The sequence below is a fragment of the Tamaricihabitans halophyticus genome (genome assembly GCF_004340875.1).
In the GTDB taxonomy this organism is placed as follows: domain Bacteria; phylum Actinomycetota; class Actinomycetes; order Mycobacteriales; family Pseudonocardiaceae; genus Tamaricihabitans; species Tamaricihabitans halophyticus.
In genome coordinates, this window is record NZ_SLXQ01000012.1 from 34,791 (window position 1) to 52,433 (window position 17,643).

Sequence of the window (17,643 nt, forward strand, 5' to 3'; positions counted from 1 at the left end):
GGGTTCGGCTGAGGAATGTTCATCTTTTTGTTGGCTGCACAAGTAGCGGGTATTCCGTAATGTCCTGCGATGTCGGGAATTCGCCTTCGAGGAGAGGACCTGCCTTGCGCAAGTTCGGGGCCGTACTTACCGCTGGGATCGCCGCGACCATGCTGACCATCGCCGCACCGGCAAGTGCCGCGGTGGAAAGCAAACCAGAGCTGCCGGAACATATTCATGGCGGCACCTGGCCAACCAGTCACCTACAGGGCGTGGCGCTCGACGAAGCGAACGGCCATATGTACTGGTCGTTCACCCAGATGCTGGTCAAGACCGACCTCGAGGGCAACCTGATCGGCACCGTGGAGGGGTTGACTGGGCACCTCGGTGACCTCGACTTCAACGCCAAGGACGGCCGGATCTACGGATCGCTCGAATACAAAGCCGAAGAAGCCTTCTACATCGCCATCTTCGACGGTCGCAAGATCGATCGGGTAGGTATGGACGCGGAAACCGACGGCGTGCTCAGCACCGTACATCTGGACGAGGTCGTTGCCGACTACACCGCCGATATGGACGGTGATGGCCAGTTCGATGGGGACACCGCCGATACCGCAGATCACCGCTACGGTTGCAGCGGTATCGACGGCGTCGCCTTCGGCCCCGAGTTCGGCAAGAGCGGCGGGAAACAGAAACTGATGGTCGCCTACGGGGTGTACTCGAACACCGAACGCGCGGACAACGATCACCAGGTGATCCTGGAATATGACGTAGCGAACTGGCGCAAGTACGAGCGGCCACTCCGGCAGGACGAGCCGCACCGCAGCGGCCCGAAGGAACCGGGTGGCAAGTACTTTGCCTACACCGGGAACACCACCTACGGCGTGCAGAACCTGGAATACGACGCATACACCGGAAACTGGTTCATGGCCGTGTACGAGGGCGAGAAGGAGCAGTTCCCGAACTACTCGTTCTTCATGGTGGACGGATCAGCCGAACCACAGCGCGGCGAGATCGTCGGCCAGCCGGAGCCGGAAGAGGGCGAGCTGCTGAGCCTGGTGGAAGACGGCCTGCACGATCCGGAAAGCGGCACCTACGGCTGGGAGTTCCACGGCGACTACGGGATCGTGTCGCTGGACAACGGCTACTACTACTTCGCCGAAGGCGGCCCGGTCGAGGAAGACGGCCCCGTCGAGGAAGACGGCCCAGTAGAGGAAAATGGCCAAGCCAAGGAAGACGGTGAGGTGTACCTGCACGAGTGGACCGGCGAGGCGCCCGCGCCGTTCACGAAGGTGCGCGAGTCAGCCAAGTAGCTCGTGCGCGTGCAGCGCGAGGGAAAGCTCGAGGCGAACATAGGGCGAGTCCAGATTGCGGTCGAGTAGCTGCTGCGCGCGGGTCAGCCTGGCACGCAGCGTATGCCGGTGAATGCCAAGCTGGCGGGCCGCCTGATGCCAGGATCCGTGCGCGTCAAGGAAGGCACGGAGCGACTCGATCAGCGTGGTGTCCGTACCGAGTGGTTCAAGGATGCGGGCGATGAACACATCGAGCGATTCGTCCGCTCGCAGGTTACGCAGCAGCTGCATCGCGCGCAGCTCCTGCGCCCTGGTGATCGCTTTGCCTTCGCCCTTGCCGATCCGTGCTGCCTGGATGGCCTGCCTGCGTGCGAAGTCCAGCTCACCGACCGCGGCTGGCTCGCTGAGACCGAGATTCTCCGCGGGCAGTTCCGCGAGCGCCGGGTCCAGCTCGTTGCCGAGCAGGTGCAACTGCCCCCCATGTTCGGCGGCGACCACGGCGGTCACGCCACTGCGTGCCACGATCTCCCGAAGCTCCTCGTCGTCTACAGTGGATGGTTCGGCGATGGCGGCCACCCGCAGCTGATCGGGCCGCAGTCCCCAGTCGGCAAGCTGCCGGTTGGCCAGTTCGGTTTCCACGCCATCGTGCAGCAGTTGCACCACCAGCTCGTTGCGTGCCCGGTGGGCCTGCGCCGCGGCCGCCCCTGCCTGCTCGAGGCCGAGGCCGAGCAGCGAAACCGCGGCAGCCACGATCGCGTGCTCCGGCGGTCCGAACGGGGTGGGCCGGCCGGAGATCAGCAGACCCCGGCCACGGTCCCCAGCGCCGAGCCGGTGGCCGACCAGATAGCCGTGTGGCCCAGCGATGCCCATCGAGTCGATCTCGCCAGCGCGCAGCCTGGTGAGCTCGGCGGAATCCGGAATCGTGGTGTGGCTCGCGGTTTCCGGTGCCGAGGCGAGTACCTCGCCCGCGGTGTCGAACACCACGCACCAGCCGGCGAGCAGGCTGGCCAGCTCGCCAACCACGCCCGCGTTCGCACCGGTCGTGCCACCACTGGTCAGCGCGGCGTCGATGAGCCGGCGATGCGAATGCAGGGCGCGCCGCAGGGCCTCGTTTCGCTGGGTTGCCAGCTCGTTCGCCAGCTCCTTGGCGATCGCGACGAAGGGCGTCTCATACGGCACCTCGACGACCGGCAGGCCGTGCTGATCCGCCCGCTCACGCAGCTCCATCGGTATCTCGGCGAAAGCGACTCCGGTGGCGAAACCGATCCCCGCGGCCCCGGTGCCGGCCAGCCGAGTACACAGTTGTGCGAGCTCGCCAGGCTCGGTCAGGCGCACCCCGGTGGTCAGCAGCAGTTCACCGCCGGTGAGCCAGGGCGTGGGGTCCGGCACCTCACTGCCATGTACCCAGGTGACCTCGCCATCCAGGCCGGCATGCCCGGCGACCGGCCGCAGACCGAGCTCCGGCACCGAAACGAGGTGTCGCATCGTGACCGCCATCGCGCCTCCCAGCTTGCGCCTGTTCTCCACGTGAGACTATGCCGATTCGGATTGTGCCGGTTCGGTGCGTGCGGCTAACGTCCACGCCATGGAGGATGCTGACGCGGCGCTGTATGCCGCTATCCGTGCGCATGTGGACGGTTCGCCGGAGCCCGCGATCGATGCGGCTCGGCAGGCGGCAACGCTCGCTCCGGAGCGCGAGTTCCCCCGCCAACTGGTGCGTTACCTGGACACCACGGCGGACCGGGCGGATGTCTACGCCGCGCCGGAGGCGTTTCGCTCCTACATCCGTGGCGGCGGCAATATCCAGCTCTACCAGGCAACCTCGGCAGCACTGCGTGCCGCACAGCAGCGCTGGCCAGGGCGGCTACTGGATATCGGGGTGGGGGACGGGCTGGCGTTACTGCCCGCGCTCACCGACCGGGTGACCGGAGTGGATCTGGTCGAGCCCTCCACCGAACTACTCGGGAAAACCGTGACCGCGCTGACCGAACGCGGGATCGAGCATCGCGCGTTCTACTCCGGTATCGGTGAGTTCATCCGGCAGCACGGCAACGAGCGTTGGGCACTGACCGAAGCAACCTTTGCCCTGCAGTCGCTGCCGCCAGCCGAATGGCTCGAAACGCTGAGCTGGATTCGCGCACACAGCGACGCGCTGGTGCTCACCGAGTTCGACTGTGAGACCGAGGAGCAGCCGTTCGAGTCGGCCTGGTTCGCGGATTTCCTGCGCCGGGTCGAGCGCGGGCTACTGGAGTACGACGCGGACCGCGAGCTGGTCGCGCAGGGTTTCATCCTTCCGGTGCTGCTCGGCAAGTTCACCGCGAGTGGCGCCCGAACGAACTGGGAGCAGCCGATCGAGGCATGGTGCGAACAGTTGCGCTCGGCCGGTTTCGCCGAGGTGCGGGCCACCAAACTGGACGACTACTGGTGGCGGCCCGCGTACCTCGTCGAAGCGAGTTAGACCTCGTTCTTCTGCTTACGCGGCGCGGTTTCTTCGGTACGGAACACCACAAGCAGGGTGATGATCGCGGCGGCGATGATGTAGAGGCCGGGTGCGGCGTTGTTTCCTGTTTGGTCCACAAGCAACACGACGACGAACGGCGCGGTACCACCGAAGGCGGACACCGAGATGTTGTAGCCGAGGGAGAACCCGCCGTACCGCACCTTGGTGGTGAACAGTTCGTTCATCGCGATCAGGGTCGGTCCAAGGAAGATCGCCAGCACGATGCCGAGCCCGATATGCGCGAGCACTGCCATGGTCGGACTGCCCTGGTCCATCAGTAGGAACAGTGGGTACGCGGCGACGATGGTCAGCACGCAGGACGCGCCAAGCACCGGTCGGCGTCCCCAGCGGTCGGAAAGTGCTCCGGTCAGCGGAATCAGTGCGCAGATCACGATCATGGATAGCACCGAGGACACCGAGGCGAGCACTGAAGAGTAGCCAAGGGTCTCCGACTGGAAGGTCGGCATGAAGGTCAGGATCACGTAGAGTGCCACGTTCTGGAACAAGGCGAACCCGGCGGTGCGCAGGATGGCCGGCCAGTGCTGGGTGATCGATTCGCGCAGCGGCCGTTTGGATACCCCACCCCGCTCGCGCAGCGCGACGAACTCCGGGGTTTCCTCCAGTTTGGACCGGATATACAGCCCCACGACGCCGAGCGGCCCGGCGATCAGGAAGGGAATCCGCCATCCCCAGCCATGCATCTGTTCCTCGGTCAAGGTCACGTTGAGCAGCAGCACCACCGAGGAGCCGAGCAGGAAGCCGAGAATGCAGCCCATCTCGACCCAGCTCACCAGGTAGCCACGGCGTTTGGCGGGGGCGAACTCGGTGACGAACACCGATGCGCCGCCCATCTCGCCGCCAGCCGAGAAGCCCTGCAACAGGCGCAGGAAGACCAGCATGATCGGCGCGGCCAGCCCGATGGCCGCGTAGGTCGGCAGCAGCCCGATGCCCAGCGTGGCCACCGAGACGAGAATGATCACCCAGGCCAGCGTGCGTTGCCGGCCGATCCGGTCGCCGAGCGTGCCGAAGAAGACCCCGCCGAGCGGGCGCACCACGAAGGCAACCCCGAACACCGCGAACGAGCTGAGCAACTGTGTTGTCGAATTGCCCGTCGGGAAGAACACCACACCGAGCACGGCCGCGAGATAGCCGTATACCGCGACATCGAACCATTCCACGACACTGCCGATGGTGGCGCCGATGGTGGCCTTGCGAAGCATTCCCGGCGATGGCTTTCGCGCGGCCGAATCTGCGGTTGGATCGGTGGTCGTCATGGGACCTCCCATGGAGCCGTCGTTGGCTCTCCACAGCATAGAGAGCCGCGAGGGTGCGGGCTTGGAGATTCGCTGACCCTATGAAATCGTCCGACGATCCGCAAGATCGGATTTCAGCTACGGCGCCCGCGGGGCTCATAGCGGGGCAGCAGGGCCGCCTCGGAGTCGGCGAGGTAGCTCTCCAGCAGTTCGGCGGCGCCATCCAGGTCGCCGGCGCCGATCCGGTCCGCGAGCTCGGCGTTTCGTTTCAGGAACGCCGAATGGAACGTCTCCGTATCGTCCATCAATGCGTAGGCCAGCCGGAACTCCGCCAGGATCTCGCTGATCAGGCTATCCAGCCGCTCGCTGCCGAGTAGGCCGACCAGCGCTTCGTGAAAGCGCACGCTGGCCGCTGCCACCAGTCCCCAGCGTTGCTCGGCCGCCGCGATCTTGCCGTCGCGGACCGCCTCATGCAGCCGTTGCAGCTGTTCCGGCCGGATGCTGTGCACATTGCGCAGCGCCGTGCATTCGATCAGCCGCCGCACCCGGTACAGGTCGGAGATATCCGATTTGGACAGTTCGCGGACAAAGACGCCTCTGCTCAGTTCGTGCACCAGCAGCCGCTCCCTGATCAGCAGCTGGAAGGCCTCGCGCAGCGTGCTGCGGGAAACGCCGAGCGCTTCGCGGACCTGCTCCTCGGAGAGTCGGGTGCCGGATACCAGCTCGCCATCCATGATCTGGGCGCGCAGCGCCGCGGCGGCCCTGCTTGCCGACCCGTCTTTCCGGGCGTTCATCCACGGCCCCCTTCGGTCAGCCGGCGATCCGTTGTCCAGCAGGGTTGTGGATCGTCCGACGATTTAGCATAGTCTGACAGAGATACGACGGAGTCGACGATAGCCGTGGCCGCGCTGCTCGGCATCGGGTCCAGTTCTTACGGTCCGCTGACGGAGGTCATCTTGTCCGCTTCTCGCGAGTTGCGTATCGGGATCGATATTGGTGGCACGTTCACGGATATCTGCATTCTGGAGCACGACGGCATCGTCGCGGTCGGCAAGGCGCTCACCACGCACGCCGAACCGGCAGCCGGGGTACAAGCGGTGCTGCGGGACACCCTCGCCGAGCACGGACTGGACGCCGCGGATGTGGCCACCGTGGTGCACGGCACGACCCTGGTGACCAACGCGCTGATCGAGCGCAGGGGCGCCCACACGGCACTCATCACCACCGAGGGCTTTCGCGATGTGGTGGAGATGGCCCGCGAACATCGCTACGAGCTCTACGACCTCGACCTCGAGCTTCCCCGCCCACTGGTGCCGCGCTGGCGCCGGTTCGGTGTGCCCGAGCGCATCCTCGCCGATGGCAGCGTGGCCCAGCCGCTGGACGAGGAACGCCTGCGGATGCTTGCCGGTGAGCTGGCCGCGGAGGGCGTCGAGGCCGTCGCGGTGTGCTTCCTGCACAGCCACGTGAACGACGCGCACGAGCAAGCGGCCAAACGGGTCTTGCAGCAAGTCGCGCCGGGGTTGCGGGTGGCGCTGTCCAGCCATGTGAACCCGGAGATCAGGGAGTACGAGCGGGCGTCGACCACCCTTGCCAACGTCTACGTGCAGGGGCTCGCCGAGGACTACCTCGCTGATCTGCGGGTCCGGCTGAGGGAGCTCGGCCTGCGGCACGACCCGCTGATCATGCTGTCGAACGGTGGGGTAGCCGCGATCGAGGTCGCCAGGCGATTCCCGATCCGGATGCTGGAGTCCGGCCCTGCCGGCGGGGCACTCGGCGCGGTCGCGTTCGGCAAGGCCAACGTCGTACCCGACCAGCTTGCCTTCGATATGGGCGGCACCACGGCCAAGCTGTGCATTGTCGAGCGGGACCGGCCGCTGATCACGCATACCTTCGAGGTCGACCGGGTGTACCGGCTGCGCGCCGGCTCCGGGCTGCCGGTGCGCGCCCCGGTGATTGACATGATCGAGATCGGCGCCGGCGGCGGTTCGATCGCCCGGCTGAACTCGCTCGGCCTGGTCACCGTCGGTCCGGAATCGGCTGGTTCGGAGCCGGGCCCGGTCAGCTACCAGCGCGGCGGCACCCAGTGCACGGTGACCGACGCGGACCTGGTGCTCGGCTACCTGGATCCGGAGCGGTTTCTCGGCGGCGCGATGCGGCTGGACATCGACGCGGCCACGGCGGCGATTCGCCAGCAGCTTGCCGAACCGATGGGGATCGAGGTGGCCGAGGCTGCCTGGGGCGTGCATGCCACGGTGAACGAGAACATGGCCAATGCCGCGCGGGTGCACGCGATCGAGCGCGGCCAGGACCCGGCGAAGCTGCCGATGTTCGTCTCCGGTGGCAATGGTCCACTGCACGGTCCCGGTGTCGCGCAAGCACTCGGCTGCCCCGGACTGATCGCGCCACCGGCAGCCGGCGTGCTCAGCTCGCTCGGTTTCCTTTCCGCGCCAATGTCGATCGATCTGGTGCGGTCGAAACACGCCGAGCTGCACGAGGTCCGCTTGGACGTGGCCAGCGAACTGTTCGCCGCGATGGCCGGCGAAGGGGCCAAACTGCTTGCCGATTCCGGGGTTCCCGAGGCGGATATCCAGTTCGAACGCAGCCTGGAGATGCGCTTTGTCGGCCAGGGCAACGAAATCGAGGTGCCAGTTCCGGAAGTGGACACGAACTGGCGGGCGAGGGTCACCGAAGTCTTCGCCGAGCAGTACGCGCACCGGTTCGGCACCGTCGCGCCGGCAGGGGTCGCCGTGGAGATCCTCAGCTGGCGGCTCACCGCGCGCGGCCCCGATCCGAAGTCGCGGTTGCGCCAGCGGGCGCAGCAGGCCGGCAGCGATTCGGTGCGCGGCAGCCGGCAGGCGTACTTCCCGCAGTCCGGCGGCTATCTGTCCACGCCGGTGCACGATCGGTACCTGCTTGCCCCTGGCAGCACGCTGCGCGGGCCGGCACTGATCGAGGAACGCGAATCGACGCTGGTGTTGCCGCCCGGCGCGGAGTGCAGAGTGGCCGAGGACGGCAGCATCCATGTCGAGTTCGCGACTCGCCAGGGCGCGAGCGGAGAGGAGCACCAGTGAACAACACGGCATCGAGTGCGCCGGACCCGATCGTCGTCGGGCTGGTCGCCAACCGCCTGCACTCGCTACTCGACGAGCAGCAGACCGCGCTGGTGAACACCGCGTTCAGCCCGGTGGTGCGGGAATCACTGGACCTCGCCTGCGCGGTATTCGATTCTCGTGGCGAGATGATCGGCCAGTCGGTGCACGGCACGCCGGGGCATATCAACGCGATGGCCACCGGGATGGCGCATATCGCCGCCCGGTATCCGGCCGTCGAGCTGGCCGAGGGCGATGTGCTGATCACCAACGACCCGTGGATGACAGCTGGCCAGATCAACGATCTGACCGTGGCCACCCCGGTGTTCCTGCACGGGCGGCTGATCGCCTGGTTCGCCAGCTGCTGCCATTCGCCGGATATCGGCGGGCGGATCCTGTCCGCTGCGGCCAGCGAAGTGTACGAGGAGGGGCTGCGCCTGCCGATCCTCAAACTGCGCACCGCCGAAGGACCGAACGAGGTACTCGAGGCGATTATCCGGGCCAATGTGCGCACCCCGGACGAGACGATGGGTGATATCTACGCCCAGGTGGCGGCCAACCAGGTGGGGGCGCGCAGCCTGTGCCGGTTGCTGGACGAGTTCGAGCTCAGCGATATCGATGCGATCGCCGCGGAGATCATGCGGCGTTCCGAGGACGCACTGCGGGCGGCGCTACGGGAACTTCCGGACGGTACGTACCGGGCCCGCGCCCACTCCGATGGCTTCGGCGAGCAGGAACTGGTGCTCGAGGTCGCGGTGACGATCACTGGCGAGCAGGTGGAGGTGAACTACGCGGGAAGTTCGCCGCAGTCCCCGTACGGCGTCAATGTGGTGCTCAACTACACCAGGGCGTACACCTCGTTCGCGATCAAGGCGGCGCTGGCGCCCGATGTGCCACATAACGCGGGATCGTTTCGACCGGTGTTGGTGAGTGCGCCGGAAGGTTCGGTGCTCAACTGCGTTGAGCCAGCTCCGGTCGCTTCGCGGCATCTGGTCGGGCATTTCCTGCCCAGCCTGTTGTTTGACGCCCTGCGCCCTGCGGTGCCCGGTGGGCTACCGGCGGCGAGCGCGGACGCGTTGTGGATGACGGTATGGCGCGGCGGTTCGGCCGCTGAGGCCACGCCGTTCACGCTGACCGTGTTCGGCGCGGGTGGCTCGGGTGGGCGTCCGGGTAAGGATGGGTTGACCACGACGGGCTTCCCGACCGGGGTGCGGGCGGCGCCGACCGAGGTGTTGGAGACGCTGACCCCGCTGGTGCAGGGACGGCGGGAGATCCGGCCAGACTCGGCGGGCGCCGGCCAACAGCGTGGCGGGCTGGGTCAGGTGGTCGAGGTGTGGCGGCGCGGCGATACCCCGTGGACGGTGAACGCGAATATCGACCGGGTGGTGCATCCCGCGCCAGGGGCGCTCGGCGGAGCACCGGGCGCGCGGGGTGAGTTCGTCGATGTGTCGACCGGCGAGGCGTTGCCGCGCAAGCAGTTGGTTCGACTTGCCGGGGAGTCCGCGGTGCGGCTGAGTTTCCCCGGTGGCGGTGGTTACGGAGATCCACTCGCGCGTCCGGTGGATGCGGTGCTGGCTGACGTGGTGAACGGGTACGTGTCGATCACCGAGGCGTGGGACACCTATGGGGTGGCGATCGACTACACCGGTGCCCCGGACGCGCTGGTCCGGCCCCCGCATACCTACCAGGTCGACTGGAGCCGCACTCGCAGTGACCGCAATCCTTAGGAATCTTGCGGTTTTAGAGGCGGGTGGGGGCGTCGATGCCGAGTAGCGACAGCCCGAGGGTGAGCACGTTCGAGGTGAGCTTCGCCAGCACCAACCGGGACCGGCGCAGCTCCGGCGGAGTGCTTTCGGCGAGCACCGGGCACTTCTCGTAGAAGCTGGAGAACGCCGTCGCCGTCTCGTACAGGTAGTTGCACAGCTTGTGCGGGGCGTAGCTCTCGGTGGTCGCACTGATCGCCGAGGGCAGTTGCAGCAGCTTCAGCAGCAGCGCGCGTTCCGCGGGCTCGGCGAGCAGCACCGGTGTCCCCTGCGCCGGCTCCTCGCCGGCTTTGCGCAGGATCGACAGGATGCGGGTGTTCGCGTACTGCAGGTACACGGCGGTGTTGCCGTCCATCGCGAGCATGCGGTTCCAGTCGAAGGTGTAGTCCTTCTCCCGATCGCCGGATAGATCCGCGTACTTGATCGCGCCGATGCCGACCGCGCGGGCAACCGCCGCGCGTTCCTGCTCGTCCAGCTCGCTGCGCTCGGCGACCACGCTGGCCGCCCGGTCGACCGCCTCGTTCAGCAGTTCGACGAGCTTGATCGACCCACCGGCCCTGGTGCGAATGGTCTTGCCGTCCGAGCCGAGAATCGAACCGAACCCGACGTGCTGGGCGTTGTGCTCCTCGGTCAACCAGCCAGCTTGCCTACTTGCCGCGAACACCATCGCGAAATGCTGTGCCTGTGGCGTACCGACCACATAAAGCAGATCGGTGGCGCCGCGTTCGCCTGCCCAGTACCGCGCGGTGGCCAGATCGGTGGTGGCGTAGCCGTACCCACCGTCGCGTTTGCGCACGATCAGCGGCAGCCGGTCACCGTCCCGATTGGTAAAGCCGGGCGGGAACATGCAGACCGCGCCATCGCTGAGCTCGGTGAGCCCCTTTGCCTCCAGCTCCTCGACCACTTCGTTCAGATACGGGTTGTAGAAGCTCTCCCCGTAGATGTCCTCCGGCCTGAGCTGCACACCGAGCAACTGGTAGACCTTCTCGAAGTGTCGAGTGGACTCGTCCACCAGCTGCTGCCACAGCTCGAGCGTGCGCGCGTCGCCGCCCTGCAGCTGCACGACCCTGGTGCGGGAGCGGTCGGCGAACTCCGGGTCGGCGTCGAACTTCTTGCGGGCTTCCTGGTAGAAGCCGTTCAGATCGCTGATGGTGTGCTCGGAGTCGCTGGTCCAGCCCTCGTCAATCAGGTGCTCGATCAGCATGCCGAACGGCGTACCCCAGTCGCCGAGATGGTTGTGCGCGATAACCTCGTGGCCCTCGAAGCGCAGCAGCCTGGCGATCGCGTCGCCGATAATCGACGAGCGCAGATGCCCAACGTGCATCTCCTTGGCGACGTTCGGCGAACCGTAGTCGATGGCGAACCGGCGCGGCTGCTCGACAGCGGCCACCCCTACCCGCGCGTCGTCGAGCAGCGCGGTTGCCCTGTGCTGCAACCAGTCGCGGTCCAGCGTCAGGTTGATGAAGCCGGGCCCGGCGATCTCGGTCTGCGCGACGAGGTCGGCGGAATCCAGCGCGGCGACGATCTCGGTGGCCACCTCCCGTGGCGGCCGGCCCAGCCGCTTGCCGAGGCTCATCGCGACGTTGCACTGGTAGTCCGCGCCTTCCCTGGTGGACGGTCGGATCAGTGCCTCGGCCGGGGTGATGCGCACGTCCAGCGCCGTGTCCAGCGCCGCCACGACCCTGCGCGCCAATTCGACACTGACATCCCCGTTGTGCACCGCACTAACCTCCGCGTTCGCCTCGCCTCAGCGGCGTGTCGACCGCGACACCCGCCCCGACCAGTATCGCAGCCGGTGCCAGGCGCGTCGTGGTTGCCCCGATCCGTGCACAGTGGACAGAGCGTCGCTCAGTCTTTGCGTAGCGCGGCAAGATAGGCGTTCAGCGCCTGCTTGGTCTCGGCCGAACCCCAGACGCGGGCAACCTCGGGATCGTCGATTGGCCGGTCGGCGCTGATGCGTTCGCGTGCGGGGCGGCGCAACTGTTGTTTGCTGAACGCGTACACCTCGGTCGGCGCCGCGCAGTGGGTTTCCGCCCGGCGCAATGCGGTCTCGACCAGCTGATCGCCCGGCACGATCTCGTGTACCAGGCCGATCGCGCCGGCTTGTTCGGCGGTGTGTCGCCCTGCGCCGAGTACCAGTGCCTCGGCGGCCGGGCCAACGGCGTGCCGCATTATCTCTACGGCGACGGTGGGGAACGGGACCCCAACGGCGAGCTCGGTGAGGCCGATCGTGCCGGCGGCCATCAGCCGAACATCAGCCGCGGCCGCGAGTACGCAGCCACCGGCGAGCGCATGCCCGTTTATTGCCGCGATTACCGGTTTCGGCTGGTCGAACACGCTGAGGAAGGCCTCGCTGAGCGCCGGCAGGAACTCCTCGACATAGGCCGCGCCCCCGTCGGCGATTCGTTTCAGGTCGACTCCGGCGGAAAACGATCGACCACCGCCGGTCAGCACCACCGCGCGGGAATCCGCGACCTCGGCGAAAGCCTGCGGGATGGCCTGGAGTAGTTCCAGATCAAGCGCGTTCACCGGTCCGTGGCGCAGGGTAAGGACGGCGATCCCATCGTGCTCGGCTTTCTCGATCATCCCGTGATCTTTGCTGGTATTTCGCGCGCTGCCAAGCCGGTAGTTCAGTCGGTGGCTTCCGTCACGGGCTCCGCGCTGCTGGCGGCGCGATCGGCGAGCACCGCCTTGGCGCCAATCAGCGCGTAGGTTCCGGTGATCGCGGTGAGCAGTCCCGCACTGCGCCGTGGCACATCGCCGCGCCGCAGGTGGCCGAGGCCGGCGACGGTATCGCAGATGTCCACGCCGAGCGCGAGTCGCTGCCATTTCCGCCGGGTAGCGCCAGTGCTGGTCAGGTAGCCGATACCGAGCACGGTCGCGCGGGAACCGAAGACCCGGATCAGGTAGTGAACCTCCGGGGTTGCTCGCTCGGCCACCCCGGCAAGCCGCGTGTTCAGCCGGGGCGAGACAAGCGCCAGCACTCCCCAGACGATGCGGCCAATGGCCAGTGCGACCAGTGCCTTTGCCTGCATCCCGTTGCCTCCTGTCCGTTTCGTGCACTCTGCCGGCGATGCGCCGACCGGTTCGTGCACATCGGACCGAACGCTACCGGGTTTTCCGGGCAACGCCATGCCCGAATCAGCGTGGCCGAAGCCGCCCCTCCCCGCTACGGAGGAGGCGCGGAGCGCAACGGAATGTCAACCGCCGAAGGCGGCGTCGAAGCGGGCGCCAAGGTCGGTGAGTCGGCCTTCGGGTTCGTTCGCGAACACCAGTCGAACGTATTTCTCGGCCGAAGGGCCCCAGTGCGCCATCGGGGTAGCCGCCACGCGGCCGAGCTCGAACAGTCGCTCGGCGGCTTCGGCCGCGCTAGGTGCCAGCTCCGTGGTGTCCACCAGCAGCGACCAGCCACCGGCCGGCGGCACCACCGGATAGCTGGCCAGCTGCCGCAGGATCGTTTCACAGCGCTGTCGCCAGATCTCCGTCGCGGCACGCACATCGGCGTCCGCGTCCGGTGCGTCCAGCGCGGCGGCGACCGCGTCCTGGGCTATGCCCACCTGACAGACCACATTGGCCATTCCGACGGTGGCGATATCGGCCATGATCCCTTGTGGACCGGTAATCCAGCCGACCCGCCAGCCGATCATGCGGAGTTCCTTCGACGCCGAGCCAACGGTGATGGTGCGTCCCGCGAGCCCAGGGTGCGTGGCGGGATGCAGCGGTGGCTGCCCGTCGAAGCGCAGCCGTTCCATCGCCGCGTCGTAGATGATCCAGCAGTCGGTCCCGCGCACCGCCTTGGCGAGGGCGTCGAGATGTTCCCGCGTCAGCACCGCGCCGGTTGGCATGGCCGGGCCCATCAGCAGCACGGCCGCGGTTTGCGGGCCGACCGCCGCTGCCAGCTGGTCAGGGTCGAGCTGCCAGCCCGCCGTCGATGGTTCGACCCGCACGTAGCGCGGGATACCGCCGGCAAGATGCACGCGGTTGATCAGCCCAGCGTAGATCGGCTCGGCCAGTACCACCTCCTGGCCGGGGGACACCGTGGCCAGCAAAGCGTTGAGTACCCCGTTCAGCCCGCCGGCCACGCTGACGCACTGGGTCTCCGGGTCGAGTTCGGTTCCGCTGATCCGGCTGACGTGCGCGGCGGCCGCGGCGCGCAGGCCGCGATGTCCCTGGAACGGTAGGTAGCTGTTCGCGTGGTCGGCGTCGATCGCCGCGTGCGTTGCGGCCAGCGCGACAGCTGGTGGGCGCAGATCGGTATCGAGGTTCTCCAGTCGTAGGAGTTCGGCGTCGTCAGTGGCATCCGCGCGGTCACCAACCAGATTCACCCCGATACCCGGAATGGCGCGTACTCGGTCGACGGTCATCACAGCCCCCGGCTGGTCTGTTGAATGGTCATTATGACTATTTTAATCAGCAATCGCCTTCGAGTGCACGGCGCTCAACGCGATAACCGGGTATCCTTGGCTTGTTACTATACCAACCAGTCGGTATAGTAACTTGCATGAGGCCGAGTTCGAAGCAGACGATTCTCGCGGCAGCCAGGAAGTTGGCCGAGCGCAGCGGGATCCGCAGCCTGACCTTGGATGCCGCGGCCCGCGAGGCAGGTTTGAGCAAGGGCGGCTTGATCTATCACTTCGCCAGCAAGGAGCAGCTGATGCTCGCCGTCGTGGCGCACCTCGCCGCGGACTGTGAGGAGGCGATGCTGGTCGAGCTGGGTAAACCGTTCGAAGCGGCCAGCGCCGCCGAACGTGTCGCCGCTTACGGCCGGGTGATCGCGGGGGAGTCCGCCAGCAGGGGAGACCTGGCGATCCTGATCGACTCCGTGCAGGAGGACGAACTACTCGAACCGTGGCGGGCGCTGCTGCGCAACTGGTTGTCCGAATCGGACACTCGCGCGCCGATGCCGGACGCACGGTCGGTGGATCTGGCCGTGTCCCGGCTCGCTGCCGACGGCCTGTGGCTGGCCACGGCCAGCAGTACGGGGGATTACGACGAGACCATGCGGGCCGCGATTCGCGCGCGGATTGGCGAACTCGCGGCCGGGGTGGAAGGGGATGCATGAGTAAGTGGGGCAAGCTCGGGATGGCGATCGTGCTCGAGGTGGTCGGCACGCTTTCGCTGCGCGCGATGGAGGGGTTTACCTACCCGTGGTGGCTGGCCTCGGTCGTCCTTGGCTATGCCGGCGCGTTCTATCTGGTGGCGAAGGTGCTCGCGGAGGGAATGCCAGTCGGCGTCGCGTACGGCATCTGGGCGGCTTCCGGGGTCGCGCTGACCGCGATACTCGGATCCTTCATCTTCGGCGACGCGCTGACCTGGCTGATTGGCTTGGGTATCGCGCTCATCGCCGCTGGGGTGCTGGTGGTGGAGATCGGTTCGCAGCGCGCCGAGGCCAACCGAGTGGCGAAATCCGGCGGCAAACTCAGTTTCGTGGGAGGTGACTGACCTTGCTGTGGTTGACGCTCACCGGCGCGATCGTGATGGAGACCGTCGCGACACTGTCCATGAAGGCCTCGGCCGGGTTCACAAGGAAGGCGTGGTTGGCGCCGGTGGTTCTCGGCTACGCCGCCGCGTTCACGCTGCTCGGTATCGTGCTGGCACAAGGAATGTCGGTCGGTGTCGCCTACGGCATCTGGGCGGCTTCCGGTGTCGCACTGACCGCGATCTTCGGTCGGATCATCTTCCGCGATCCGCTGACCTGGTTCATGGCAGCGGGTATCGCACTGATCATCGGTGGCGTACTCGTCGTTGAACTCGGCGCGCAGGCTGCGCACTGACCCGTTGTCAGAAAAGGAGTATCCGCATGGTTCAGATCACTGTGGACTCGCGCTTCCCGAAGGCCGACTTCGGCACGCCTTCGCCACGCGGGTTCCTCTATCTCGGCATCGAAGCGAGTCCATTCGGGAAGGGACCGTTCGTCGGCCGCAGCCCTGACCGGGACGCGGCATTGAGTCGCGTCTTCGAACTGGCCGCGAAGCTGGACGAGCACCCGAAGGTCGAGGCGAGCAGCGTGTACCGTGCGGTGCTCGCGCCACCGATTCCGGGCAGGCCGAACACGGATATCGCGGTACTGATCGAAACGAGCTCGCCAGCGGATCTAGCCGAGGTGCAGGAAACCGAGGAATGCCAACGGTTGGGCGCGAGCACGGTGCTGCGGGCGCGAAACATCAAGAAGATCGGATCGACCGATCCGGGTAGGCGGGGCAGCACCTTCATGCTGAATCACTTCATCGGGACGGATTCGGATACCGCGGTGGCCGTTTGGGAGACGCTGACCGGTTGGTTCACCAGGAAAACCGGGATCGACAACTCGACGGCGCTCGTTCCTGTCGACACCGGCCCCTATGCGCTGGTCAACTTCGCTCGGTTGCCGGTAGGACCGCGCCGGTTCCTGCTCCGGCAGTTCACCAGACCATCCTTCGGTTCCTTTGTACGGGCCAGATTGCGGGAGTACGAGATGGTTTCACTGCCGATCTTCTACGTGCCGGCATGAGCGGGCCGATCACGAGTGCCCGACGCGCCGCGCGGGCGAGGATGTATACCGGGCTCAGCTGGGCGCACGCCAAGGTTCGTGGTGATGAGTTCAGCCGGCTCATGCTGACTACCGGGATGCGTGATCCGTGCCCGCACTACCGGCGGCTGCGCGAAGCTGGGCCGCTGGCGCTCAGTTCCTCCGGGGTATGGGCGATTACCGGACATCGGTTGTGCGGTCAGGTGTTGCGGGATTCGCGCTTCGGGGTGCGGACCGTGCCGTATCAGCGCGATGCGCAGGGGCCGCTGGAGTACCAGCAGGGAGCCGAGGAGGATTTCTCCGTTCTCGGGCTGGACCCGCCAGATCACGGGCGGGTCCGAAAGCTCGCCGCGCCGGCCTTCCGCCCCAAGACGATGGCGAGTTACCGCCCGGCGATCGAGCGGGTAACGTACGAGCTGCTTGATCGAGCGGCCGATCTCGGTAGCTTCGACCTGATGGCCGAGCTGGCCGCGCCATTGCCGATCAGGGTGATCGCCGAACTGCTCGGAGTCCCCGACGAGTACTCCGGGCCGTTTCGGGATTATGGCGCCATCGTGGCGAAATCGATCGATGGCAGCCCTTCCGCCATGAACGTGCCCGAACTCGGCGCGGCGACAAGGGCGCTCGAGGAGTTGTTCGCCGAACTGCTCACCCGGCGCGCTCGGGAACCAGGTAACGATATTCTCAGCCAGATCGCCGCCGATCACGCGGCCGATCGGATCTCGCCGCGCGAGGTCCTTGCGCTGTGCCGGATCCTGCTCATCGCCGGGTTCGAAACCACGGTCAACCTCGTTGGCAACGGCATGCTCGCGCTGCTGAACGATCCGGAGCAGTGGGCGGCGCTGAATGCGCGACCCGAGCTCGCGACGGCGGTCACCGAGGAGACGCTGCGCTACGACCCGCCGGTACAGGCAACGATCCGCTACCCACGAGAAACCGTGCATCTCGCGGGACGCCGGATCGGCGCCGCCGAACCGATGTACGTGTTGACTGGCGCTGCGGGCCGCGATGCCACGGTTTTCGCCGACCCGGACCGGTTCGACATCCGCAGACCGGCCCGCGCGGACCATCTCGCGTTCGGTGCCGGACCGCACTATTGTCTTGGCGCGCCATTGGCGCGTCTGGAGGGTGAAGTGTTCTTCGCCGCGGTGCCCGCGCGCCTTCCCCGGTTGGTCCGCGACGGTCCCGCGGTGCGGCGGCCGATGATGGCACTACGGGGCCTCGCCAGGCTACCGGTCCGCGCTGGCTAGGAAAGGATA

Annotated in this window: 16 protein-coding genes; 9 read left to right on the plus strand and 7 right to left on the minus strand. The window is 66.8% G+C overall.

The window, feature by feature from the left end; all coding sequences use genetic code 11:
- Nucleotides 1-104: 104 nt before the first annotated feature.
- On the plus strand, nucleotides 105-1,292 hold the full coding sequence (locus EV191_RS22465; RefSeq protein ID WP_207894618.1) for a hypothetical protein: 1,188 nt from the start codon (nucleotides 105-107) through the stop codon (nucleotides 1,290-1,292).
- Here the strand turns inward: EV191_RS22465 and EV191_RS22470 are convergent.
- Complete coding sequence (locus EV191_RS22470; protein WP_132879177.1) at nucleotides 1,281-2,768, minus strand: PucR family transcriptional regulator; 1,488 nt, start codon at nucleotides 2,766-2,768, stop codon at nucleotides 1,281-1,283. The two genes, EV191_RS22465 and EV191_RS22470, sit on opposite strands and share 12 nt — an antisense overlap.
- 88 nt (nucleotides 2,769-2,856) lie before the next feature.
- On the opposite strand from EV191_RS22470, the gene EV191_RS22475 reads away from it, so the two are divergent.
- Entirely contained in the window at nucleotides 2,857-3,729 is an 873-nt protein-coding gene (locus EV191_RS22475; protein WP_132879178.1) for a class I SAM-dependent methyltransferase, read from the plus strand.
- Here the strand turns inward: EV191_RS22475 and EV191_RS22480 are convergent.
- Both EV191_RS22480 and EV191_RS22485 read right to left on the minus strand, forming a co-directional pair.
- Entirely contained in the window at nucleotides 3,726-5,045 is a 1,320-nt protein-coding gene (locus tag EV191_RS22480; RefSeq protein WP_207894619.1) for an MFS transporter, read from the minus strand. The genes EV191_RS22475 and EV191_RS22480 overlap by 4 nt on opposite strands.
- 113 nt (nucleotides 5,046-5,158) lie before the next feature.
- Complete coding sequence (locus EV191_RS22485; protein WP_132879181.1) at nucleotides 5,159-5,818, minus strand: GntR family transcriptional regulator; 660 nt, start codon at nucleotides 5,816-5,818, stop codon at nucleotides 5,159-5,161.
- A gap of 162 nt (nucleotides 5,819-5,980) precedes the next feature.
- Here EV191_RS22485 and EV191_RS22490 point away from each other — a divergent pair, with 162 nt between their 5' ends.
- Nucleotides 5,981-8,095 (plus strand): hydantoinase/oxoprolinase family protein, encoded by a 2,115-nt coding sequence (locus EV191_RS22490; RefSeq protein WP_132879182.1) that lies wholly within the window; start codon nucleotides 5,981-5,983, stop codon nucleotides 8,093-8,095.
- Nucleotides 8,092-9,840 (plus strand): hydantoinase B/oxoprolinase family protein, encoded by a 1,749-nt coding sequence (locus EV191_RS22495; RefSeq protein ID WP_132879184.1) that lies wholly within the window; start codon nucleotides 8,092-8,094, stop codon nucleotides 9,838-9,840. Before EV191_RS22490 ends, EV191_RS22495 begins: the two co-directional genes overlap by 4 nt.
- Nucleotides 9,841-9,853: 13 nt before the next feature.
- Here EV191_RS22495 and argS read toward each other — a convergent pair whose 3' ends face one another.
- From argS to EV191_RS22515, 4 genes are all read right to left on the minus strand, one after another.
- Entirely contained in the window at nucleotides 9,854-11,596 is a 1,743-nt protein-coding gene (gene argS, locus EV191_RS22500) for an arginine--tRNA ligase (protein ID WP_132879186.1), read from the minus strand.
- 128 nt (nucleotides 11,597-11,724) lie between these two features.
- The gene (locus EV191_RS22505; RefSeq protein ID WP_132879187.1) at nucleotides 11,725-12,462 is read right to left on the minus strand and encodes an enoyl-CoA hydratase/isomerase family protein; all 738 of its coding nucleotides are present in this window, start codon (nucleotides 12,460-12,462) and stop codon (nucleotides 11,725-11,727) included.
- Nucleotides 12,463-12,506: 44 nt separating this feature from the next.
- Entirely contained in the window at nucleotides 12,507-12,911 is a 405-nt protein-coding gene (locus EV191_RS22510) for a hypothetical protein (protein ID WP_207894620.1), read from the minus strand.
- Nucleotides 12,912-13,076: 165 nt separating this feature from the next.
- On the minus strand, nucleotides 13,077-14,240 hold the full coding sequence (locus EV191_RS22515; RefSeq protein ID WP_132879188.1) for a pyridoxal phosphate-dependent aminotransferase: 1,164 nt from the start codon (nucleotides 14,238-14,240) through the stop codon (nucleotides 13,077-13,079).
- A gap of 137 nt (nucleotides 14,241-14,377) precedes the next feature.
- Here EV191_RS22515 and EV191_RS22520 point away from each other — a divergent pair, with 137 nt between their 5' ends.
- Genes EV191_RS22520 through EV191_RS22540 form a run of 5 tightly spaced genes read left to right on the plus strand, consistent with a single transcriptional unit; the run spans nucleotide 14,378 to nucleotide 17,634 of the window.
- Complete coding sequence (locus EV191_RS22520; RefSeq protein ID WP_132879190.1) at nucleotides 14,378-14,938, plus strand: TetR/AcrR family transcriptional regulator; 561 nt, start codon at nucleotides 14,378-14,380, stop codon at nucleotides 14,936-14,938.
- Nucleotides 14,935-15,318: a DMT family transporter gene (locus EV191_RS22525; RefSeq protein ID WP_132879191.1), complete on the plus strand. Its 384-nt coding sequence runs from the start codon at nucleotides 14,935-14,937 to the stop codon at nucleotides 15,316-15,318. The genes EV191_RS22520 and EV191_RS22525 overlap by 4 nt, the downstream gene beginning before the upstream one ends.
- A 2-nt stretch (nucleotides 15,319-15,320) precedes the next feature.
- On the plus strand, nucleotides 15,321-15,650 hold the full coding sequence (locus EV191_RS22530) for a DMT family transporter (protein WP_132879193.1): 330 nt from the start codon (nucleotides 15,321-15,323) through the stop codon (nucleotides 15,648-15,650).
- 26 nt (nucleotides 15,651-15,676) lie between these two features.
- Nucleotides 15,677-16,366, plus strand: a complete 690-nt coding sequence (locus EV191_RS22535) for a hypothetical protein (RefSeq protein ID WP_132879195.1) — start codon at nucleotides 15,677-15,679, stop codon at nucleotides 16,364-16,366.
- Nucleotides 16,363-17,634, plus strand: coding sequence for a cytochrome P450 (locus EV191_RS22540; protein ID WP_132879196.1), 1,272 nt, complete (start codon nucleotides 16,363-16,365; stop codon nucleotides 17,632-17,634). The genes EV191_RS22535 and EV191_RS22540 overlap by 4 nt, the downstream gene beginning before the upstream one ends.
- Nucleotides 17,635-17,643 lie beyond the last annotated feature (9 nt).